Source organism: Salinigranum halophilum (genome assembly GCF_007004735.1).
GTDB classification, from domain to species: Archaea; Halobacteriota; Halobacteria; order Halobacteriales; family Haloferacaceae; genus Salinigranum; species Salinigranum halophilum.
The window spans coordinates 342291-364633 of the sequence record NZ_SSNL01000005.1 but is presented as its reverse complement, the minus strand read 5'-3'; the positions used below and the strand labels follow the sequence as shown (position 1 = coordinate 364633).

Below are 22343 nucleotides of genomic sequence, written 5' to 3'. Positions count from 1 at the left end.
GGTGCGCGCTTCGGCACGCGCGAGCGCCCCGTCACAGACGAGTCGCATCGGTCGTTTTATCGGGTGGGGCGGTCCACCTGCAGCTATGAAAGTAAAGTCTCGACACCACCTCAGGAGCGACGAGATCCGCGACCTGCGCGAGACCATCGAGGCGGAGACGGGCGTCGACGTCGACGGCGACGCCTTCGAGAAGGTCGACCTCACCGAGACCCAGTTCGACATCGTCCTCGTCGACGGGGACCCGGCGGTGATGTTCGTCGACGGCGACCCGTACCTCACGGTCACCGGCGCGAACGCGTACACGCCGACGGAACACGTCGTGACCGTCGACGCCGGCGCGGTCTCGTTCGTCTCCGGCGGTGCGGACGTGATGCGCCCCGGCATCGTCGACGCCGACGAGGACATCGCCGCGGGCGACCTCGTCGCCATCAGAGAGGAGACCCACGGGAAGGTCCTCGCCATCGGCCGCGCGCTCGTCCCCGGCTCCGAGATGCTCGGTGACTCGGGGAAGGTCGTCGAGAGCGTCCACCACGTCGGCGACGACCTCTTCGAGCTGAGTATCTGAGCCCGTCCGCCCTCCGCCATGTCACACCGTTTTCACCTCGTCGACGTCTTCGCCGAGACACCGTACTCGGGGAACCAGCTCGCGGTCTTCCACGACACGGCTGACCTCTCCGCCGCGGAGATGCAGACGCTCACCCGGGAGATGAACTACTCCGAGTCTACGTTCGTCGCGTCGACCGCACCCACCGACGGACCGTACGACGTCAGGATCTTCGACCCGGCCGAGGAACTCGCCTTCGCGGGCCACCCCACCATCGGCACCGCCGCCGTCATCCGCGAGTTCGTCCGCGACGACTCGCCGGACGAACTCACGCTCTCGCTCGGTGTCGGCGACATCTCGGTGACCGTCGAAGCACACGACGGCACGGAGCGGTACTGGGTCCACCAGGTGCCACCCACCTTCGACGAGACCCTCGACCACGCGGTCGCCGCACGCATCCTGGGGCTCGACGTCGGTGACCTCGACGAGCGCTACCCGGTCGAACTCGTCTCGACCGGGCTCCCCACGCTCGTCGTCCCGCTCCGGTCGCTCGACGCCCTCGGACGCGCGGCGACGCAGGCCGAGCCGTACCACGAGGACCTCATCGAGCCGTTCGGGAACGTGAACCTCCTCGTCTTCGCGCCCGAGACGCGGGGCGACGCGGACCTCGCCGTCCGCGTCTTCGCCGACGCCGCCGGTGTCCCCGAGGACCCCGCGACCGGCTCTTCGAACGGCTGTCTCGCCGCCTACCTCGTCGCCCATCGGTACTTCGACGCCGACGAACTCGATATCAGTGTCGAGCAGGGTCACGAGATGGGCCGGCCGTCGCTCCTCCACCTCCGGGCGCACGACGGCGACGACATCAGCGTCTCCGTCGGTGGGCGCGTCCAGCCCGTCGCGGAGGGACGACTGCTGTAACGCCGCGGCGCTCTGCGGTCCGGTCGGTTCTCGCCGCGTGCAGACCGACCCGTCGCTATATCAGTCTCCGGGGTGATGTCACTGTATGTACACTCGACTGTTGTTTCCGACCGATGGGAGCGACCCTGCCCGGGCGGCACTCGAGTACGCGCTCGACGTCGCGGCCGACCACGACGCGACGCTCCACGTGCTCACCGTCGCGGACACGAACCAGGACAGCCTCACCCGTATCGGCGGGCAGGTCGTCGACGTCCTCGAATCCGCCGGTCGGGAGGTGGTCGACGAGGCGGTCGACCGCGCGGACGCTCGCGGCGTCGAGACGGTCTCGGCCGTCCTGCAGGGCGACCCGGCGAAGACTATCGTCGACTACGCCGACGAGTACGACATCGACCTCGTCGTCATGCCGACGCACGGGCGAACGGGGCTCACGAGGGTCTTCCTCGGGAGCGTCACGGAGCGGGTCGTCGGCGCTGCGACGGTCCCGGTGGTCGTCGTCACCCCCGAGGAGGACCGCGAGTTCGTCTACCCGCCGCGGACGGTCCTCGTCGCCACCGACGGGAGCGCAGCCGCCGGGTTGGCGCTCGAATCGGGTATCGCCCTCGCCCGGGCGACGGGCGCGGCGTTGCATCTCTTACACGTCGTCGAGACGGCGAGCCTCGGCTTCGACGTGCGCTCGGCCGTCGCCAGCGAGGAGTTCGACCAGCGGGCGGACGAGATTCTGACCGAGGCAGTCGCGCGTGCGGAGGACGCCGGCGTCGACGTGGTGACGCGGTCGACGGCGCACGGCCGTCCCTACCGCGAGATTCGGTCGTATCTGACGGACAACGAGGTCGACCTCGTCTCCCTCGGCGTCCACGGCGAGACCGACTTCAGCCGCTCGGTCCTCGGGGGCGTCGCCACGAAGATCGTCCGGAGTTCGCCCGTCCCCGTGCTGTTGCGACGGGAACCCGACGACGTCGACTCCTGACCGCCGCCGTCTCCCCCGTCGTCCCCGAGTCAGCCGATGTCATGCGGGTGTCTGACGTAAAACTAAGCCCCCACATCGCACTGTACTGTGCATGGGAATCATGAATAAGCTCCTGAGTGGGGGGCAGAGTCACAGCACGGACGACTACGTCACGCTCGACCTGGACGACTTCGACACCGCCCGCGGCGGTGAGGCACGCACGCAGGTTCACATCGCCGAAATCGGCGGCCAGACGGACGTCATCGCCATCAAAGACGCCGTCTACGACGGCGACATCGTCATCGCCGACGTCACCCGCCTCCGCATCAACGACAGCACGATGGAGCACATCATCGACGACCTCCAGCAGGTCGCCCGCGAGGTCGACGGCGACATCGTCCAGAAGGGCGACGACCAGATTATCATCGTCCCGCAGGGCTGTGGCATCTCCCGCCGCAAACTCGCCTGACGGTCCCGCTGACGCCGAACTGAGGCTTTCTCTCGCCGACACACGACTCCCGAGCGTCGCGGACGTCGCCCCGTCATCTCAGCGAACCTGACGTTCGGCGCGACTACCGGAAACAGTCTTGTACTGAAAAAGCAAATTTATGTGGGATGACGATATCTCGGACCCTTCGCACCGTGCTCGTCACGCTGCTCGTCCTCGTGGTCTCCACCAGCCCCGTGGCGGGTCTCGTCGCCGTCGAGTCGGTGACGGGCCACACCCCCGTCGCCGTCGTCGCACAGACGGACGACCCCGGCGTCGACGCGCTCCAGACGCGACTCCGCGAACAGAACCGGACGCTCGACCGTCTGAACGACTCGCTCACCGCACAGCGCCGCTCGCACGAGCGGCTCCGCGAACGGTTGAACGAGACGAACGCGACGCTCGACCGACTCCGTGAGCGCCACCGCGAGCAGGTCCGGGTCGCCGACAACCTCGGCGGTCCCGCCGCGACGGCCGGCCAGCGACAGGCCGCGATGCGGCTTCGGACGCAGCTACGGACCCAAGCACAGACCATGACGGCGGTACAGACACGCACCCGCGAGCAGGCGCGGGCGCTGGCGCGTCTCGGCGACCAGCTCCGCGAGCGACAGCGCACGCAGGCACAGCTGCGGACGCAGAACCGCGAGCTCGCCCGACTCACCGCACAGCTGCGCAACGGGAGCGACGCGGCGACGCTCGACCGCCTCCGGACGCAGGCTCGCGAACAGAACGCGACCGCGACACGACTCCGCACGCAACTGCGAGCCGAGAACGGCACGCTCGCGGGGGTGCGAGCGAGCGTCCGCGCCCAACAGCGCGAAGCGGCCGGGCTTCGACAGGGGATGCGCGAGCAGCGCGCGGCGGCGCGCCAGTACGCCGGTGACGGCCCCGGTGGCGATGGGTCGGGAGCCGGTGGGGGCGGAAGCGGCGGTCAGTCGGCGCTCGCTGCGCAGTCGTTCACGTTCGCCGAGGCACTCGCCGTGCCCGGTCCGAGCCACCCCGCAGACGTCGGCGAGTTCCAGTCGCTCCTCGACGCACAGGACGACGACGCGGCGGCGCTCTCGGCGACCACGAACGAGACTGCGGCCGAAGTGGCCAGCGCGCTCAACCGCTCGACTGCGGCCCTCGAGACGGGCACCACGCTCGCGGCGGAGACGAGTGCCCTCACCGACGTGGTCGCGGCGCTCTCCGTCTCCGCCGGAACCGACGGAACGACCACGGCGGCGGGCCCGGCTGACGGGTCCGACGCCGAGCCGACCGCGACGGACGAACAGCCGACCGACGGCACGGAGACGAGCACGCAGTTCCCCGGGTTCGGTGTCCTCGTGGCCGTCGTCGCCCTGTTCGTGTTCGTCTTCGCGGGTCGGCTCCGCGGTCGCGTCGACCGCTGACGACGACGGGGGTCGCTCGTCCGTTGGGTCGTCCCGGTCGGGGCAACCGATGGGTATTCCCCCGCTGATTCCTTACCCGGATTCAGATGAGCAAGGACTTCATCGAGGTTCGAGGTGCAGAGGAACACAACCTGAAGGACCTCGACGTCCAGATCCCTCGCGAGCAGTTCACGGTCGTCACGGGGCTGTCGGGGTCGGGTAAGTCGTCGCTGGCGTTCGAGACGATTTACGCCGAGGGCCAACGGCGGTACATCGAGTCGCTGTCGGCGTACGCCCGCAACTTCCTGGGACAGATGGACAAACCGCAGGTCGAGTCCGTGGAGGGTCTCTCGCCCGCCATCTCCATCGACCAGAAGAACGCGGCGAACAACCCCCGCTCGACCGTCGGGACGGTGACGGAGTTACACGACTACCTCCGACTCCTGTACGCCCGCGTCGGCACCCCGCACTGTCCCGAGTGCGGCCGCGAGGTCGGCGAACAGTCGGCGTCGAACATGGTGTCGCGCATCCTCTCGCTCCCCGAGGGGACGAAAGCGAAGCTGTGTGCCCCGGTCGTTCGCGACCAGAAAGGGGCGTTCAAGGACCGCTTCGACGAACTCGTCGCCGAGGGCTATTCGAGAGTCGAGGTCGACGGCGAGGAGTACGACCTCGCGTACGAGAAACCCGACCTCGACGAGAACTACGACCACACCGTCGACGTGGTGGTCGACCGCGTGAAGGTGTCGAAGGAGGCCCGCTCGCGCATCACCGACTCGGTCGAGACGGCCCTCGAAGAGGCTGGCGGGGTGCTGAAGGTCATCCTCCCCGACCCGCCTGAAGGAGTGCACCTCGGCGTCGAGAGCCGGTCGACGGGCGACCTCGCCGGGGAGGGCGACGCTCGACTGGTGGTGGAGTTCTCCGAGTCGCTCGCCTGTACCCACTGCGGCATCGACTTCTCCGAAATCGAGACGCGGTCGTTCTCGTTCAACTCCCCGCACGGCGCCTGTCCCGAGTGTGAGGGCATCGGCAACACGAAGGAGGTCGACGAGGGCCTCGTCGTCACCGACCCCGCCCAGCCCATCAAACACGTCTTCGAGCCCTGGAGCTACAACCGGTCGTACTACCGCACGCGGCTGGACTCCGTGGCGCGGCACTTCGGCGTCTCCGTGTCGACGCCGTTCGAGGACCTCGCTCCCGACGTCCAGCGACAGTTCCTCTACGGCACCGACGAGGAGGTGGTGTTCGAGCGGCAGACGAAGAACGGCACCCGACGGAAGACGAAGCGGTTCGAGGGCGTCATCCCCAACCTCGAACGTCGGCACGTCGAGACCGACTCGGAGTCGACGCGCGACCACATCGAGAAGTACATGGCGGTCACCACCTGTCCCGCCTGTGACGGCACGCGCCTGAAGCCGCAGTCGCGGTCGGTCCTCGTGCAGGGCACCGCCATCACCGAGGTCAACCGGATGAGCATCGGCGACGCCCTCGACCACTTCGAGGGGATGGAAGCGGAGATGGGCGAGCGCGAGCGGACCATCGCCGAGGAGATTCTGAAGGAGATTCGTGCCCGCCTCGGCTTCATGTGCGAGGTCGGGCTCGAGTACCTGACGCTCGACCGTGAGGCCTCCACCCTCTCGGGCGGCGAGAGCCAGCGCATCCGCCTCGCGACGCAGGTCGGCTCCGGACTCGTCGGCGTCCTCTACGTCCTCGACGAGCCCTCCATCGGCCTCCACCAGCGCGACAACGACCGCCTGCTCAACACGCTCGAGGGCCTCCGCGACCTCGGTAACACGCTCATCGTCGTCGAACACGACGAGGAGACGATGCGCCGCGCGGACAACATCATCGACATGGGTCCCGGCCCGGGCAAACGCGGCGGCGAGGTCGTCGCACAGGGGGACTTCGACGACGTCTGTGCCGTCGACGACTCGGTCACCGCGGAGTACCTCTCGGGGCGGAAGCAGATTCCCGTCCCCGACGAGCGCCGGGAGTCGTCGGGTGCGCTCACCGTCCGGGGGGCCCGTCAGCACAACCTGAAGGACCTCGACGTCGACCTTCCGCTCGGGACGTTCACGGCGATTACGGGCGTCTCCGGGTCGGGGAAGTCGACGCTCATCCACGACATCCTCTACAAGGGACTCGCCCGCCGGATGAACGACAACACCTCGGTCGACCCCGGCGAACACGACGCCATCGAGGGCATCGACGACATCGAGACGGTGCGACTCATCGACCAGTCGCCCATCGGTCGGACGCCGCGGTCGAACCCCGCGACGTACACCGGGGTCTTCGACTACGTCCGCGAACTGTTCGCCGAGACCAAACTGTCGAAACAGCGTGGTTACAAGAAGGGGCGCTTCTCGTTCAACGTCAAGGGCGGACGGTGTGAGGCCTGCGGTGGGCAGGGGACGGTCAAAATCGAGATGAACTTCCTCTCGGACGTCTACGTCCCCTGTGAGGACTGTGACGGCGACCGCTACAACGACGAGACCCTGGACGTCACGTACAAGGGCAAGACCATCGCGGACGTCCTGGGGATGGAGGTCGACGAGGCGTACGAGTTCTTCGAGGCCAACTCCCAGATTCGGCGGAGATTGAAACTCCTGAAGGACGTCGGCCTCGGCTACATGCGTCTGGGACAGCCCTCCACGACGCTCTCGGGGGGCGAAGCCCAGCGCGTGAAACTCGCCGAAGAACTCGGGAAGAAGGACTCGGGCAACACCCTCTACCTCCTCGACGAACCCACCACGGGCCTCCACAAGGAGGACGAACGGAAGCTCATCGAGGTGTTGCACCGACTCGTCGACAACGGCAACACCGTCGTCGTCATCGAGCACGAACTCGACCTCGTGAAGAACGCCGACCGCATCGTCGACCTGGGGCCGGAGGGCGGCGAGGACGGGGGCGAAATCGTCGCCCACGGTACGCCCGAGGAGGTGGCCCGTACCGACGCCTCTCACACCGGGCGCTACCTGCGAGACCTCCTCCCCGCGGTCGAACTCGCGGGGCCACGCTCGGACCGCCGACCTGAGAAGGCGACGCCCCCGAGCGACGACGACTGAGGTCGGTCCGTCGTCTCCTCGTCGGCCGGAGTACTCAGGTGGTGTCTACAGGTTGCTCCACCCGTTACATTGACACGTGTTACCATGACTCGTGTACTCAAGACCTCCGGGTTCCTCGGACTGACAGCCATGATGCTCGTCGGGATGTACCAGCACTCGCTGGCCGCGGGCGGCGTCGCGGTACCGGGCTGGCTGGTCGGCGGGCACGCCCACCTCGGCGTGCTCTCGATTCTCGCCATCGTCATGGGATTCGCCGTCGACGCGTTCGCTCTGACCGGCACGCTCCGCGCCGCGGTGACGGGGCTGTTCGTCGTCGGCCAGTGGCTCCTGCCGGTGAGCGTGTGGGTAGGCGTCGGTTTCGGCGTCACGTTCCTCCTCCCGGCCGTCTTCGTCTGGGGGCTCTGTCTCATCGCGGCCATGGTCGTCATGGCCTGGCAGGCCGCGACGACGGACCTCGGCGGGGGTGGTCCGACGCGAGGCGCGACCCCGGCCGACGACTGACCCCCGGAGTTTTGCCCGTGGCGGTCGCCACGACAGCCGTGCCCTCCCGCTCGCCCCTCGACCTCCTCCTCGCGTTCGTCGGCTGGCTCCTGTTGCTCGTCGTCCCGGTCAGTGTCGTCGTCGACGCGCTGTCGGTGTCCCCTCCCGTCTCCGACCTCGTGGTGGTGGCTGCGCTCGCCGCGCCGGTCGCGACGTGGTTCTGGTGGTCGAGCCGCCCCGTCGGCCCGCTCGGGGCGTGGTTCTTCTGGACTGTCGCGCTGACGCTCGCGCTGGGACTCCCCGTCGTGTTCTTCTTGGGTGTCCTCGACGCCGCGCCGACGACGGGACGCTCTCCCGCGCGTGTTCTCGGTGTCGGGTTCACGACCGCCGTCTACGCCGGTGCGTACGCCCTCGGCTATCGGGGCTGGGCGTCACGCCTCCGGGAGACGGTCGGAGCCAGTGCCGAGTCCGACGGATAGCTCAGTCGAACACCGTCCGCACGGCGTCGGCCATCGTGTTCACCCGTGCGCCGTGTTCGTACTCGTGGCGGACGCCGTTGGTGACGTACGCCATCGCCACGCCGCCGGGGTCGGCCCAGCCGACGATGCTCCCCAGGCCGCCGTGGCCGAACGTTTCGAGAGGAGAGAGCGACCCGTACTTGTCCCACGGCGTGCCGCCGCAGCCGAACCCGAGCGCGTACCGACTCGGGACGCCCATCGTCCCGTCGCGTTCGACCTCGACCTGACAGGCGGTCGCCTCGGCGACCGTCTCCGCTTCGAGGAGTCGAACTCCGTCGAGTTCGCCGCCGTTCGCGAGACAGGCGTAGAAGCGGGCCATGTCCCGGGCGGTGCCGATACCCGTCGCGGCGGGGACGACCGCCCGCTGGATGGACGTTCTGTTGAACAGCGCCGCGGCGTCTTTCGTGCTCGTGTCGAGACCCGCCCCGGCCTCCCGGCAGGCGTCGTACGGTTCGAAGCCGACCAGCGTCGCGACCTCGTCGCCCGCGACGTCGTCGGGGAGGCCGATGCTCGTGTCGTCCATCCCCAGCGGGTCGAAGACGTGTTCGCGGGCGTACTCGTCGACGGGCGTCCCCGAGACCCGCCGGACGAGTTCACCCACCAGAAACCCGTACGAGAGCGAGTGGTACGCCGCGGTCTCGCCCGGCTCGAACACGAGGTCGGCGTCTTCCATCGCCGTCACGGCGGCGTCCCAGTCGCCCCACTCTTCGGGTCGCTCCTCGAACCCCGTCGTCGGGAGACCGGCCTGGTGAGAGAGGACGTGCCGAACCGTCACGTCGGCCTTCCGGTCGTCGCCGCGGGCGAACTCCGGCCAGTGGTCGACGACGGGGTCGTCGTAGTCCAGCGCCCCCTGGTCGCGGAGGTGGTGGAGGCAGACGCCCGCGTAGGGCTTCGTACACGAGAAGAGCAGGTGACGCTGCCCGGGCGTCGTCTCCGCTCCCTCGGGTCCGGTGACGCCGCCGGCGACGTCGAGGACGCACTCGCCGTCGGCAAAGACGGCGAGTTGGGCACCGTGGTGGAGGCCCGCGTCGAGGTGCGCGTCGAACAGGTGGCGGACGCGCTCGGGACCGCTCGCGTCGAACGGACTAGCTGACATGTGGAGGGAGACTGGTGAGGGCGTGAAATACGTTGGGGACGAGCGGGCGCGCCGCCGCCGCTTTCAGACTCGCGCGCCTATCGGGCCGTATGGACCGGCTCTACGCCACCCTTCCCGACCGCGTCGCCGTCGTCGACGTCGGTGACGACGAGACGGACGTCCGTGAGAGGACGACGCCGACAGCCGACGCCTCGCTCCAGTGCATCGCCGTCTCGCCCGTCGACGGCGACACCGTCTGCTGTGGTACGGCCGACCACGGCCTCTTCCGCTCGGCGGACGCGGGCGAGACCTGGCACGCCGTCGACGGTATCGACCACGACCGGGTCACGAGCCTCACGTGTGCGCCGTCGGGCAACGGTGACGTCACCTGGTGGGCCGGGACCGAACCGAGCCGGGTGTATCGCTCCCCGGCTGCCGACGCGTGGACCGCCTGCGACGCCCTCACCGACCTCCCTTCCGCGTCGTCGTGGGCGTTCCCGCCACGACCCCACACCCACCACGTCCGGTGGATCGAAGTCGACCCACACGACCCGGCACACCTCTACGTCGCCGTCGAGGCCGGTGCACTCGTCCAGACCCACGACGGCGGCGAGACGTGGGAAGACCGCGTCGCGGGGTCGAGACGGGACACCCACTCGATGGCGACCCACGCCGGTGCACCGGGCCGGGCGTACTGTGCCGCCGGCGACGGCTACGCCGAGACCACCGACGGTGGGGAGACGTGGCACCACCCACAGGAGGGGCTCGCGCATCGGTACTGCTGGAGCGTTGTCGTCGACCCCGCAGACCCCGACCATCGACTCCTCTCCGCCGCCCGCGGTGCGACGAGCGCCCATCGCGCCGGGTCGGCGGAGACGTACCTCTACCGGAAGCGCGGCGCGGCCCCGTGGGACCGCGTCGACGGACTGCCGACGGGCGAGGGAGTGACGCGGTACGTCCTCGCGGTCGGTGACGAGGGCTTCTACGCGCTGTCGAACGCGGGGTTGTTCCGCGCACCCGACGGCGAAATATGGTCCAGGCTTCCCCTCTCCGTCCCCGACGACGCAGCCGTCGCGGGGCTCACAGCCGTCTGAACGGGCACCGCCGACGCACGGAGCGGACACGTCGTTTCGAGAAGATATTTACTCGCGCTCCCGATAGGGTGAGGCGATGTACGATTTCGTCGTGGTGGGAGTCGGCCCCGCAGGCGCCCGGTTCGCTCGCCGGGCCGCCGAGGCCGGCTACGACGTCCTCGCCCTCGAGAAAGGCGAGGTAGGGACGCCGCTCGCGTGCTCTGGACACGTCTCGACCGACATCTGGGACTTCCTGCCGCCGGAGGCGACAGACCATCTGTTCCAGAACCGCATCTACGGGGCGGACTTCCACGTCGGCGGCCCGAAGACCGGCGCGCGTCGCTTCTACAAGCGCGAGGAGGTCTCGAACGTCATCGACCGTGTCGAACTCGACCGGACGCTCGCGGACCTCGCCCGCGAGGCGGGCGCGGACGTCCGCGAACGACACACGGTGACGGGTGTCGACGAACACGACGACTGCGTCGTCCTCACGGTCAAACACGAGGGAGCGACAGAGGAGGTCACGGCGAAGATGGTCGCCGGCTGTGACGGCCCGGTCTCGCGGGTCCGTCGGTCGCTCGGCCTGCCCGAACCGGGCGAGACGCTCCACGGCGTCCTCGCGTTCTCCGACGAGGTCGACCACGGCGACTACGTCGACGTCCACCTCACCGTCCCGCGCTTCTTCGCGTGGCGCATCCCCCGCGGCGAGGCGGGCGTCGAGTACGGCCTCGCGGCCCCGCCCGGCGCGTCGGTCAACGAGATGTTCGACACACTCACTCACCAGTACGACGTCGACACCGACCACTTCTGTTCGGGGGCGATTCCCATCGGTCCGCCCGAGACGGTGACGACCGACCGCGCTTTCCTGATCGGTGACGCGGCCGCTCAGACCAAGCCGTTCACCGGCGGCGGCATCCTCTACGGCATGACCGCCGCGGACCACGCGGTCCGAACCATCGAACCCGACGCCCCGTCGACGCTGGCCGACTACGAGACCGCGTGGCGCGAGGACCTCGCCCGCGAGATCAGCCTCGGCCACTGGGTCCGACGGTGTTACTCGCTCCCCGAACCCGTCCAGCAGTTCGGGCTGCGGGCGCTCTCGGGCGAGATCGGCGTCCACATGGACCGACCCACCTCGCTCTTCTCGAAGCAGGGACTGAAGAAGCTCGTTGGGCGGTGAGCGGCGCGTGACTACGCGGATTCGCCGCTCGTGGCCTCGGAGTCGTAGTCGGAGTACCGCGGGAGCCGTCCCGACTGGGCGCTGCCCTCGACGAACGGCAGTCGGGCGAGTTCGGTCGCGACCGCCTCACCGTCGACCCGGACGGTGAGGTCGTCGTCCCGGTCGGGCAGGTCGTAGTCGACGAACGCCAGCGCGATGGGGCCGTCGAGAAGCGGGCTCTCGACGGCGCGCGTCACCTCGCCGACCGCCTCGTCGCCCGCGAACACCGCGGCGTCCGCCTCGGGGCGTTCCTGCGGGAGGAGGCCGACGAGTCGCTGGCTCGGCTGCCCCCGGTTCTCGACCTTCGAGACGACCTCCTGGCCGACGTAACAGCCCTTGTCGAAATCGAGGGCGGAACGGACGCCGACGACGTTCGGGATGCGGCCCTCGAGTTCAGATTCGAACAGCGGCGTCCCGGCCTCGGCCGTGAGCGTGTCCCACGTCCGATAGCCGACCGGGATGGCGGCGTTCCCCCGCGTGAGGAGCGTGTCGAACAGCTCCTCGGCCTGGTCGGCGGGACAGACGACCTCGTACCCTTCCTCGCCGGTGGGTGCGTCGGTGGCGACGACGGTGACGCCGACGTCGGCCATCGACCCGCGCACGAACGAGAACGGCTCTTCGGGCGCGCCGGCGTGGTTCAGAACGGACGCGATTTTCTCCGTCGAGCGCGGGCCGTGGACGCCGAAGACGCCGAAGTCGGCCGAGGCGTCGCGCAACTGGACGTCCTGGATGAATATCTTCTCGCGCCAGTCGGCGAGGAGCGGGTCGAGTCGAGCCGGCGGCGTGAAGCAGAGCAGGCGCTCGCCCGCGTTGTAGACGAACAGTTCGGTCTCGACGCGGCCCTGCGGGTCCAAGAGGAGCGCGTAACAGCCCTCCCCCTCAGCGTCGGGGACGCGGTTCGAGACGGCGTTGTCGACGAAGTCGACGCGGTCGTCGCCCTCGACGACGAGCACGCCGTAGCCCATCTCGATGACGCCGACACCGTTTCGCACCGCCCGGTGGGTGCGTTCGGGGCGGCCGTAATGGTCGACGACGTCGACCCCGCCGCGCTCGGTGTAGACCGCACCGTGTTCCTCGTGGAGGTCGCCTACGAGCGTCATGTCCGTCGAGACGGCCGCAGCGGGGAAAACGGTACGGACTTCGGGCCGTCAGAGGCCGAGCCGACTGCGGAGTCTCTCGAACAGGCTCTGGTCGTCGTCGGGTGCCTCGCCGGGGTCGGGGACGACCCGGTCTGCGGGCATGATGCGTACGCGGTCGTCCTCGCCCTCGACGGTGATGAGCGAGTCCGACTTGAGACGGTCGAGCGCCTCGCCGATGGCGTCGATGTCGGCGTCGACGACGGCCCGCAGTTCGTAGACGGTCATGCCCTCCGAGGCCCGGTCGACGAGGGCGTCGAGGATGGCGACGTCGATGTCCTTTCGCTTCCGGAACTCCCGCCGCGCTCTCATATCTGTTGCATCGAGCGCCGATGGTTTATACTGTTGGCTCCCCTCCGCCGAGCGGTGGTCTCGGGGGCGTGACGGAAGTCAGACGGTCGTCTGACGCTGGGGGTAGTTTTTTGCTGTCGACTCGGGAACAGTGGAGCATCATGGGTCTCAGGTGCCTGCTCGGACACGACTTCGGCCCGTCGGGTGTCGTTCGCGAGCACGAGGAGGATGGGAGCGAGATGGTGGTGACAGAGCGCGAGATTCGGCGCTGTCGGCGGTGCGGCGAGGAACAAGTGCTCTCCGAGAGCACCGAGGTCAGAGCCATCCGCATGGAAGACGACGTCCGCCAGGAACGGCGGGACGCCGACGCGGTCGCCCCCGCGAGCAACACGCAGGGCGCGGACGTCGACGACGGGACGTCCCCGTTGGGTCCCGACGCGGGTGACCCGACCAGTGACGGTCCGGCGCTGGAGTCGACACCGGACCCGTCGGCTCCCCGAACCGCCGCCGAGTCGGTGACCGCCGATGGTGACGCGGGTGCGAGTGTGGAGGCGTCGTCGGAGACGCCGCCCGCTCCCGGGCCACAGCCTACCTCCGAAGAAGACGCGGACGCGGCCGAGTCGAAGCAGTCGCTCATCGAGCGCGCGGAGGCCGGATTCGACGAACCGGCCGACCCAGAGGAGGAGGACGCGGTCATCCTCGACGACGATGACGCGGCACCCGAACGGGGGTACGGCGAGTGGCCCGACAGCGACGATACGGCCCCGTCGAACGGGTCGACGGGCGGTGCCGACGCCGACACCGACGTGCCCACGAACGCTGCCGAGGTGGACGCCGACGGCCCGGCCGATACCGACGGTGACGCGGAGACCGACGACGGGGAGGAGCCGCGCTCGCTCGCCGAGCGGGCAGCCGAGGAAGACGCCGAACTGATGGGCGGCGGCCCAGACGAGTCGTCCGAGCCGGTCGACACCTCGACGGAGACGGCCGAGTCGACCGAAGGCGCGTGGCCCGCTCACGAGCGCGAGGACGAGGGCTTCTCGGCCGGCGCGGCGACGGCCGGCGGACCGGGGATGGCCTACGGTAACGAACTCACTCCACAGTCGACGAACGGCCAGAGTCGGAGCCAGAGTCAGGACGACGACTACGAGACGGCCTACCTCGACAACACCGTCGAACAGCGTGACGGCGACGGGACTATCGTCAGCGCGGGCGACAGCACCACCGCCCCGCCCCGCCCCGGTGTCGAGACGGAGTACTACTGTCCGAGCTGTGGCCACACCCGTCCGCTGGACTCGTCGCTCCGAACGGGTGACATCTGCCCCGAGTGCCAACAGGGGTATATCGCCGAGCGGGAGCGGTGAGCACCCCTTTTTCCGCTCGAGAGTGACGAAACAGGTAAACCATCGCCTGCCAAACGACGGAGCATGAAGGAGTACAAGATGCGACGGGGCGAGACGCTCGAGGAGAACGCCCCGGACCTCAAGGCGACCATCGAACGCTACTTCGGTCCCGTCACGGGCACCGACGAGTGGAACGGGCACGAACTGTACGTCGTCGACGAACCGGACAACCCGGTGTTCAAGCGCATCGTCGCCGGCGCGGCGACGTACAGCGGCAAGAAGGACCAACTCGCCGTCCACTTCGAAGAACACGAGGCCGCGGAGATCCTCGAGAAGGGGCTCGCGGACCACGCCCAGGACGCCGTCTCCGCGAAGAACGACTTCCTCCTCGAGGTGACGGGCCGCGACGCGAAGTCCCGGCGTGACTCGATGAAACGCGCCGTCGAAGACGACGCCCCGGACTACTGAGCGGCACGCCCGGTTCGCCCGTTCGCCCGCGTACGCAACCGCCTTTTAAGTTACCGGCCGGCAAACGTCATCCCGACGATGAGTCTCGACACCATCCTGCTGGCTGTGGGACCGACCGACGCCGACCGGTACGAACGACTCGGCGAGGAGACGATCGACATCGGCGTGGGGGCCGACGCACACGTCGTCCTCGCGCACGTGTTCACCGACGAGGAGTACGAAGATACCCTCGACGCGCTGGAGATCGACCCGAACGCCGAGGAGGCGACACCCGGCGACGCCGCCCGCCGACACACGACGACGCGCGAACTCGGGAAGATGCTCGAGGCCGCCGGCATGGAGTACGAGGTCCGCGGCGGTGTCGGCGACCGCGGCAAGGAGATCGTCCAGATCGCGAAGGACGTCGACGCCGACCTCGTCATCGTCGGCGGGCGGAAGCGCTCGCCCGCTGGCAAGGCCGTCTTCGGGAGCACCGCTCAGGAAGTGATGCTCGAATCCCCCTGTCCGGTGACGTTCGTCCGCGCCGACACCAAGTGACCGACGCCGGGGTCGACTCCGTCACGTCTCGTCCCGACGCTCCCGCACACGAACAGCGGTAGCTGACACCGCTGCCCGCGTTCTGTTCTCCGGTTCGATAGCTGGAACCACCCTGATTAAGTGGTCGGCGCGTGCCAGTGAGGACAATGACGTACTACGTTGGTGTCGACCTGGGGGCCACAAACGTCAGGGCGGTCGTCGCGGACGCCGAGGGGACGATCATCGGCAACGGCAAGCGCGGCACGCCGCGCGGCCCGACGGGCATCGCCGTCACCGAGGCCGTCCTCGAGGTCACCCGGCGAGCCTGCGACGAGGCCGGCATCGAACCCGACGAGGCCGTCGCGGCGGGCATCGGCTCCATCGGACCGCTCGACCTCGCCGAGGGCGCCGTCGAGAACCCGGCGAACCTCCCCGACACGATCGACCGCATCCCGCTCACCGGACCGCTCTCGGTCCTGCTCGACACCGACCGCGTTTTCTTACACAACGACACGAACGCCGGCGTCATCGGCGAGCGCTTCCACTCCGAACGCAACCCCGACGACGTCGTCTACATCACCATCTCGACCGGTATCGGCGCGGGCGTCTGTATCGACGGCCACGTCCTCTCGGGCTGGGACGGTAACGCCGGCGAAGTGGGTCACATGACGGTCGACCCACACGGCTTCATGACCTGCGGCTGCGGCCACGATGGCCACTGGGAGGGCTACTGCTCCGGGAAGAACATCCCGCGGTACGCCTACGAACTGTATCAGGAGGACGCGAACGTCGAGACCGACCTCCCCGTCGAGGACCCCGACTTCTCCGCCGTGGACGTCTTCGAACGGGCCGGCGACGACGAGTTCGCCGACTACGTCATCGACCAGCTCTGCCACTGGAACGCGATGGGTGTCGCCAACGTCATCCACGCGTACGCCCCCATCGTCATCTACATCGGCGGGGCCGTCGCGCTCCGGAACCCCGACCAGGTCGTCGACCCCATCCGCGAACGCGTCGACGACATGGTGATGGTCAACGTCCCCGACATCCAGCTCACCTCGCTGGGCGACGAGGTCGTGGTGAAAGGCGCCGTCGCGAGCGCGATGACCGGAGGTACGGGCGACCGAGCCAGACTGTAGGTCTGGCGGTGTCGCCTGTGTCTTCGCAGGGGGTATCGGCGACCGGGCTCGCCTGTAAGGCGAGCAGCACGGGCGCGTCTGTCGGACGAGCCGACGCCGAGCGTGTCGTTCCCCGGGTCGTCAGTAGCTGTGCCAGTGACACTCGACGCAGTCGTATATCCCGTGGACGTTGACCGTCGAGGCGGCACACCGTGGACACGCGGTCGCCGTCCCCCCGTCGGTCACGACCGAGTCGGACGCTCGACCCGCGTCGGCGCGCCCGGACCGACCCCGACGTGGGGGCGTCGGATGACAGTCAGTGCAGAGCCATCTGGTCACCCGATGCGTCATCGAGGCACCGTACGCGCGGTGTCTCAGCACGCGTTCGACGGGTTCTTCACACCGTTCACACACTCTCATTCTTATCGGACATATCGTGTCCTATCACAAATATCTTGCCCGTTATGTGTTCGTATGGCTCGGAATACTTCGTACATCCTTATACAGATTCGAAAAAGAACCACGAACGTAACTCAAACTGGCGCGAGGCGATGCGCTTCCGCCACGCGCGCCCTCGCGGACGGCTTATTCACCTGCGGTCCCAACGACGGCCATGCGACGCCGCGACGCACTCCGCGGGGCCGCTGCCCTCGGGGTCGGAGTGGCTGCTGGAACGCTCCCCGCGAGCGCGCACGAGGGCGGCGGCTCCGCCGGGACGGTCACCGGTGACACCGACGAGGGGTACGCCCCGCTTGGGGCCGTCGACGTGCCCGGGGCAACCGAAGCCGTCGTCGGCGACGGGCCGACGGCGTACGTCGCGACCGGCGACGGATACGCCAGCGTCGACGTCTCGGACCCCGCTTCCCCCCGAGTCCTCACGCGACGGACTGGCCTCCGAAGCGCGGACGAACACGGACCGCTCACGAACATCCAGGACGTGAAACTCGACGGCGACACCCTGGTCGTGGCGGGGCCGGCACACCCTCGGTGGGACGCGCTCTCGGGCCTCCTCGTCGTCGACGTGTCCGACCCGGCCGCCCCGGTCGAGCGCGGCTTCTTCGAGACCGACTACCCCGTCCACAACTGTGACGTCGCCGACGGCCGTGCGTACCTCACCGCCAACGACGGCGACCGGAACGCGCTCGTCGTCGTCGACGTGTCCGCCCCCACCCGTCCGACAGCACTCGGGCAGTGGTCCCTCCTCGACGCGGCCGACGGCTGGGCAGACGTGGACGCGAACCGCCGCACGCTCCACGACGTCACGGTCCACGACGGTGTCGCCGTCTGCGCGCTGTGGGACGCCGGAACCTGGCTGGTCGACGTCGCCGACCCGACGGCGATGACCGCACTGGGGAGCGTCGAGGCACCCGCGCCCGACAGACTCGCTGTGGGACCCAGGCCAGCCGTCACGCCTCCGGGAAACCACCACTACGCGACGCTCGACGGCGACCTCCTCGCTGTCGGCAAGGAGACGTTCGGTGTCCGTGTCGACGAGGGCAGCGACGGTCGCTCGAACCGAATCGTCGGCGGGCCGAGCGGTGTCGACCTCTGGGACGTCTCTGACCTCGCGGCCCCGGAGCGACTGGCGACGGTTCCACCGCCCGCCAGCGACGACCCCACCTTCGACGGGACGTGGACGACGGCCCACAACCTCGAACTCCGCGAGGAGACGCTCTACACGTCGTGGTACCAGGGCGGGGTGAAGCGACACGACGTCTCCGACCCCGGCGACCCGACGGAAGAGTCGTGGTGGCGGTCACCGACCGAAGCGAGCTTCTGGACGGCACAGTCGGTCGGACAGAGTGAGTTCTTCGTCGCGTCGAGCCGCGGCGTCGACGACGTCCCGGGCCGCCTCTACACCTTCCCTGACCGCGCTGGTGAGCAGGTCGATCACCTCCCGACCGGCACAGCGACGTCGACGGCGAGGAACGGGACGACCTCGCGGGGTGAGTCGGGGCCGGACCCGGGCTCAGGCTCGGGGTCGACGGTTTCGGTCCCCGGGTTCGGTGTCGGCGGGGCGCTGACCGCGCTCGGTCTCGGGAGCTGGTGGCTCCGACGCCGCGAGTCGGAGTGAGGGCTCTCCCCCTCGCCGAGCCGCACGGGAAGGTCCGTGGCTGCCGCGCCGACCCTCCGTGGCTGCCGGCCCGCTGTCGCGTGTTCTTCATGGTCGATTCACGAAACCGTAACCTACCCATAGCTGGACACCCAAGAGGGGAGCAATGAGTGACGAACCGCTGAAAGAGCGCATCGAGACGTGGATGGTCGGCCAGATGCCCATCATCCAGATGCACGGGGGAGAGAGCGTCGTCCGCGAGGCGAACCCCGAAACCGGCGAGGTCGTCGTCGAACTCGGCGGGACGTGTTCGCACTGCGGTATTAGCAACATCACGGCCCAGAACATCAAGGCCGACCTCATCCGCGACTTCGAGGAGGTCCGAGACGTCGTCGTGCGGGTCCCGGACACCGGCGAGATGACCTCAGACACGGTCGAGGGCGGCCGCGGCGGGGAACTCCAGTTCTCGACCGAGGGCTCGGACCACTTCTGACCCCGGACGTCTTCACGCTCACGACCGCTCACGGCCGCTCCGAACGCGTGTGCGTTCCCTCCGCTCTGTGCCCGTCGCGAGTCTCCTCTCCGTTCTGGTTCTCACCGGCTGTCTCTCGGGCCCGACACGACGGATTCGAGGCTCGACCTCTGAATCACTGCGAACCAGTCCACCGACGTCACATTCGCCTGTGCCGGGTGAAGGTTCATATCCGACACCGCCGCCACCGTCCCCATGCGTTGATTTCGACCACGGGACGTGACGCGGCTGTGCGGCACCCCGTCTCGTGTCTCTCCAGCGGTGCCGCCTGTCCGAGCGTTCGATGCGAGGTCACAGCGCGCTCTCGAGGCTCGACGCGACGCTCCGAGCCTTCTCCGCGAGCGTCTCGCTGAGCTCTCCCGCCTCGACGGCGGCGTCGAGTTCGTCGTCGTCGACGCGTTCGACCACCCCGTCGGCGTGTTTGACGACGTCGACGTGGAGGTCGACGTAGCGGACGACGTCCGGGAAACACTCCACCGGCGTGCAGACGTTGACGTACGTCCCCTTCACCTCGCCCTCGTGACTGCGGTAGACCGTCGGGTACCACCAGCGCCCCTCGCGGAACTTCGTGAGCGCGACGTCTCCCGGCTCCTGGTCGACCCCGAGCGCGTCGTAGGTGCCGCTTCCACCCATCTCTCGCCGGACGGCGAGCGTCCCGTCGGGGCCGTGTTCGACCACCTCGCCGCGGCCGAGCGTGATGAGTCGGCCGTCGGGCTTCCCGTGTCCGATACTGACCGTATCGCCCTCGACGGGCCCGAACTGCCTGGTGACGACGTCGAAGGGGAACTCCCCTTCGGGGACACAGAGCGCCTCGGCGAAGTCGACGCCGGCGCTCGCGGCCTCGGACCCGGCCTTCGTCCGGTGGTGACCGGGCATCGTCGTCGCCACCTCGCGGCGATAGTCGTCGAGCGCGAAGCGGGACTCGCGACCGAACCACACCCAGGACGTCGACGCCGGCCGGAGCCGACGGCTCGGTGCCTCGATGGGTTCGTCTCGCACCGACGCGAGTGCCGTCGCACGGTCGACGGCATCGGTCAGCGCCGTCCGAAGCGTCTCCATGTCCGCGTCCGTCGCGGCGTGTCGCCAGCGAATCCCCCACCCCTCGGGGACGTCGACGCCGAGCAGGTCGGTCATCCCGGCGAGTTCGCGTCCCGCGGCGTCGTCGCGCGTGTCGACGGTCACACCGCGCTTGCCGGCGACGAGCGTCGCCAACCCGGCGTCCGTCTCCAGCGTCGTCCCGAGTTCGGCTCGGTCCCCGCTCCACGGTGGCCGATCCGCACGGACCTGGACGCGGAGTTCGTCGCCCTCCTCGACGTGCGTGTCGGTCACGTGGTAGGGAAGGTAGCCCTCGCCCTCGCCGAGGTCACAGACCGCGCCGCCGCCCAGCGTCTCGACAACACGCGCGTCGAACACGGCTCCCCGCGGTGTCTGTGACTCCCACGCGAGCGTGTCGGTCCCGACGCGGAGCGTCTCGACGACGTCGGCGACGACCGCCGACTCGCCGCCGACACCGACGCCCTGTCTGTCGTTCGTCGTCTCCACGTCGACGTCGTGGTCGGTGTCGTCGAACGACTCGTCGAACCGCCGGCGGATCGGCGGCGATGCCTGAACGACGTCGTACCCCGACGTGAGGAGGACGCGCGTCAGCGCCGTCGAATAGATTCCCCTGACTCGAATCCGGGCCGTCATAACGCGTCTCTGTCGTGGACGAAGCGGACACGGTCGTTGACGGTTCCGCCGAGGGAGAGTTCGACCTTCTCGTCGGTGAGTGGTCGTCCGCCGTCCACGGGGACTCCCCACGAATCGAACCGGAGGTAGCCGCGGATGTCGCTCCCGTGCGTGTACAAGTCGATGTACGCGACGGCGTGTTCTTGAACCTCGTCGGCGCTGTGTGCCATCTCCATGTCGGAGTAGACGGTGTCGACGCCGTCGAAGAAGGCGCCGAGCGTCTCCGCGTCGCGTTCGGCAGCCTCGGAGATGGCCTTCGAGACGGCCCGGACGTCCGCACGCGAGAGTCCGGCGTCGCGGAGCGCCTGCTGTGTCCGCTGGTCGAAGTGCATACCGGAACGTGTGTCTCGGGGGTCTTCAACGCTTCAACCTCCGTTCGTGCCGCGCACACTGTGCGCTTCGTCCGTCCGACCGGTGATAAGACATTAACCGTCACGGTGTCAGATACGACCATGAGTGACCGCGTTGACCCCGTCGAGTCCGCGTCGGACGACGGTGTCGACCTCTACGACGTGTCGACGTGGGAGGAACGGACGTCGCTCGATGGGCTCTCCGTCGCTCTCTACCGGCTCATCGTCGGAACCGCGCGGGTCGGTGTCGTCCTCGCCGCGTTCCTCATCCTCCTCGCTATCGGTGGGCTGGCCGCCCTCACCGACCTCCAGGTCGGCGTCCTCACCCTCCTCTCGGCCGTCCCGGCGCTCGGCCTCGCGGCGTACGTCTACTACAGCGACGTCACGACGAGCGAACCGCTCTCGCTGCTCGTCGCGACGTTCCTCCTCGGCGTCCTCACGGCCAACTTCGCGGCCGTCCTCAACTCGTTCGCCCAGCCTGCGTTCCAGATGCTCGGCTTCGTCGGCTCCGTCGGCTTCTTCTTCCTCATCGTCGGCCCCGTCGAAGAGACGGTCAAACTGCTGGCGGTCCGCCTCCACGCCTACCGACGAGACGAGTTCGACGCCGTCGTCGACGGTGCCGTCTACGGCGCGATGGCCGGTCTCGGTTTCGCCACCATCGAGAACTCGCTGTACATCACACAGAACCTCGGCACTGCGGCCGACGTCGACCTCGGACTCGGCCTCATCGGGATGGGTGGCGGCATCACGGCCGTCCGCGCCCTCGCCGGGCCGGGCCACGTCATCTATTCGGCCATCGCGGGCTACTACCTCGGGCTGGCGAAGTTCAACCGCGAGAACGCCGGCCCCATCGTCATCAAGGGGCTCATCATCGCGGCGCTCATCCACGCCACGTACAACTCCACCGTCGGCATCGGTTCCGGCATCATCGCGGCGGTGACTGGCCTCCCGCCGATCCTCGCGTTCTTCGGCTACGTCGTCCTCTTCGACGGTGTCTTCGGCCTGTACCTCGTCGGGAAGATCAAACGCTACCGCGACGCCTACCACACCGCCCACGCTGCCGACGTGACCCACGAGCGTGACCTCCACTCCGAACCGACCGAGTTCGAGTAAGGC

Annotated in this window: 22 protein-coding genes; 17 read left to right on the top strand and 5 right to left on the bottom strand. The window is 68.7% G+C overall.

The genetic code is table 11. The annotated features are described in order from the left end of the window. Window positions 1-85: 85 nt before the first annotated feature. From E6N53_RS14000 to E6N53_RS13965, 8 genes are all read left to right on the top strand, one after another. A complete protein-coding gene (locus tag E6N53_RS14000) occupies window positions 86-565 on the top strand; it encodes a PUA domain-containing protein (protein ID WP_136590714.1) in 480 nt (159 codons plus the stop codon). A gap of 18 nt (window positions 566-583) precedes the next feature. Beyond that, on the top strand, window positions 584-1462 hold the full coding sequence (locus E6N53_RS13995) for a PhzF family phenazine biosynthesis protein (RefSeq protein ID WP_142860184.1): 879 nt from the start codon (window positions 584-586) through the stop codon (window positions 1460-1462). Between the two features lie 85 nt (window positions 1463-1547). Continuing rightward, a complete protein-coding gene (locus E6N53_RS13990; RefSeq protein WP_142860182.1) occupies window positions 1548-2429 on the top strand; it encodes a universal stress protein in 882 nt (293 codons plus the stop codon). 91 nt (window positions 2430-2520) lie between these two features. Continuing rightward, on the top strand, window positions 2521-2877 hold the full coding sequence (locus E6N53_RS13985) for a cell division protein SepF (RefSeq protein ID WP_136590711.1): 357 nt from the start codon (window positions 2521-2523) through the stop codon (window positions 2875-2877). Between the two features lie 146 nt (window positions 2878-3023). Next, window positions 3024-4286: a coiled-coil domain-containing protein gene (locus E6N53_RS13980; RefSeq protein WP_142860180.1), complete on the top strand. Its 1263-nt coding sequence runs from the start codon at window positions 3024-3026 to the stop codon at window positions 4284-4286. Between the two features lie 86 nt (window positions 4287-4372). Next, window positions 4373-7327 carry an excinuclease ABC subunit UvrA gene (gene uvrA / locus E6N53_RS13975; RefSeq protein WP_142860178.1) on the top strand — a complete coding sequence of 985 codons (2955 nt, stop codon included), beginning with the start codon at window positions 4373-4375 and terminating at the stop codon, window positions 7325-7327. 84 nt (window positions 7328-7411) lie between these two features. Further along, a complete protein-coding gene (locus E6N53_RS13970; protein WP_142860176.1) occupies window positions 7412-7828 on the top strand; it encodes a DUF8059 family membrane protein in 417 nt (138 codons plus the stop codon). A 38-nt stretch (window positions 7829-7866) separates the two neighbouring features. Continuing rightward, a complete protein-coding gene (locus E6N53_RS13965) occupies window positions 7867-8286 on the top strand; it encodes a hypothetical protein (RefSeq protein WP_142860174.1) in 420 nt (139 codons plus the stop codon). A gap of 1 nt (window position 8287) precedes the next feature. Here the strand turns inward: E6N53_RS13965 and E6N53_RS13960 are convergent, their stop codons facing one another. Next, window positions 8288-9421 carry a serine hydrolase domain-containing protein gene (locus tag E6N53_RS13960; protein WP_142860172.1) on the bottom strand — a complete coding sequence of 378 codons (1134 nt, stop codon included), beginning with the start codon at window positions 9419-9421 and terminating at the stop codon, window positions 8288-8290. Window positions 9422-9510: 89 nt separating this feature from the next. Between E6N53_RS13960 and E6N53_RS13955 the strand changes: the two genes are divergently transcribed. Together E6N53_RS13955 and E6N53_RS13950 are read left to right on the top strand one after the other, a co-directional pair. Beyond that, on the top strand, window positions 9511-10494 hold the full coding sequence (locus E6N53_RS13955) for a WD40/YVTN/BNR-like repeat-containing protein (protein ID WP_142860170.1): 984 nt from the start codon (window positions 9511-9513) through the stop codon (window positions 10492-10494). 76 nt (window positions 10495-10570) lie between these two features. Beyond that, entirely contained in the window at window positions 10571-11653 is a 1083-nt protein-coding gene (locus E6N53_RS13950) for a geranylgeranyl reductase family protein (RefSeq protein ID WP_142860168.1), read from the top strand. 11 nt (window positions 11654-11664) lie between these two features. Here E6N53_RS13950 and ygfZ read toward each other — a convergent pair whose 3' ends face one another. Continuing rightward, a complete protein-coding gene (gene ygfZ / locus E6N53_RS13945; RefSeq protein ID WP_142860166.1) occupies window positions 11665-12792 on the bottom strand; it encodes a CAF17-like 4Fe-4S cluster assembly/insertion protein YgfZ in 1128 nt (375 codons plus the stop codon). A gap of 48 nt (window positions 12793-12840) precedes the next feature. Next, complete coding sequence (locus tag E6N53_RS13940; RefSeq protein ID WP_136603116.1) at window positions 12841-13140, bottom strand: DUF6432 family protein; 300 nt, start codon at window positions 13138-13140, stop codon at window positions 12841-12843. A gap of 140 nt (window positions 13141-13280) precedes the next feature. On the opposite strand from E6N53_RS13940, the gene E6N53_RS13935 reads away from it, so the two are divergent. The 6 genes from E6N53_RS13935 (at window position 13281) to E6N53_RS13905 (ending at window position 19110) form a co-directional block, all read left to right on the top strand. Then, window positions 13281-14483: a DUF7093 family protein gene (locus tag E6N53_RS13935; protein WP_142860164.1), complete on the top strand. Its 1203-nt coding sequence runs from the start codon at window positions 13281-13283 to the stop codon at window positions 14481-14483. A gap of 63 nt (window positions 14484-14546) precedes the next feature. Beyond that, entirely contained in the window at window positions 14547-14930 is a 384-nt protein-coding gene (locus E6N53_RS13930; RefSeq protein WP_136590700.1) for a DUF5611 family protein, read from the top strand. Window positions 14931-15008: 78 nt separating this feature from the next. Beyond that, on the top strand, window positions 15009-15467 hold the full coding sequence (locus E6N53_RS13925) for a universal stress protein (protein ID WP_142860162.1): 459 nt from the start codon (window positions 15009-15011) through the stop codon (window positions 15465-15467). Between the two features lie 146 nt (window positions 15468-15613). Next, window positions 15614-16585, top strand: a complete 972-nt coding sequence (locus E6N53_RS13920) for an ROK family protein (protein ID WP_136590698.1) — start codon at window positions 15614-15616, stop codon at window positions 16583-16585. A 592-nt stretch (window positions 16586-17177) separates the two neighbouring features. After that, the gene (locus E6N53_RS13910) at window positions 17178-18638 is read left to right on the top strand and encodes an LVIVD repeat-containing protein (protein ID WP_142860158.1); all 1461 of its coding nucleotides are present in this window, start codon (window positions 17178-17180) and stop codon (window positions 18636-18638) included. A gap of 145 nt (window positions 18639-18783) precedes the next feature. After that, on the top strand, window positions 18784-19110 hold the full coding sequence (locus tag E6N53_RS13905; protein WP_103424056.1) for a NifU family protein: 327 nt from the start codon (window positions 18784-18786) through the stop codon (window positions 19108-19110). Window positions 19111-19440: 330 nt separating this feature from the next. Here the strand turns inward: E6N53_RS13905 and E6N53_RS13900 are convergent, their stop codons facing one another. Then, entirely contained in the window at window positions 19441-20838 is a 1398-nt protein-coding gene (locus tag E6N53_RS13900) for a ribonuclease FAU-1 family protein (protein ID WP_142860155.1), read from the bottom strand. Continuing rightward, window positions 20835-21209: a DUF7532 family protein gene (locus E6N53_RS13895; RefSeq protein ID WP_142860153.1), complete on the bottom strand. Its 375-nt coding sequence runs from the start codon at window positions 21207-21209 to the stop codon at window positions 20835-20837. Before E6N53_RS13895 ends, E6N53_RS13900 begins: the two co-directional genes overlap by 4 nt. Before the next feature lie 120 nt (window positions 21210-21329). Between E6N53_RS13895 and E6N53_RS13890 the strand changes: the two genes are divergently transcribed. Next, the gene (locus tag E6N53_RS13890; RefSeq protein WP_136590694.1) at window positions 21330-22340 is read left to right on the top strand and encodes a PrsW family intramembrane metalloprotease; all 1011 of its coding nucleotides are present in this window, start codon (window positions 21330-21332) and stop codon (window positions 22338-22340) included. Window positions 22341-22343 lie beyond the last annotated feature (3 nt).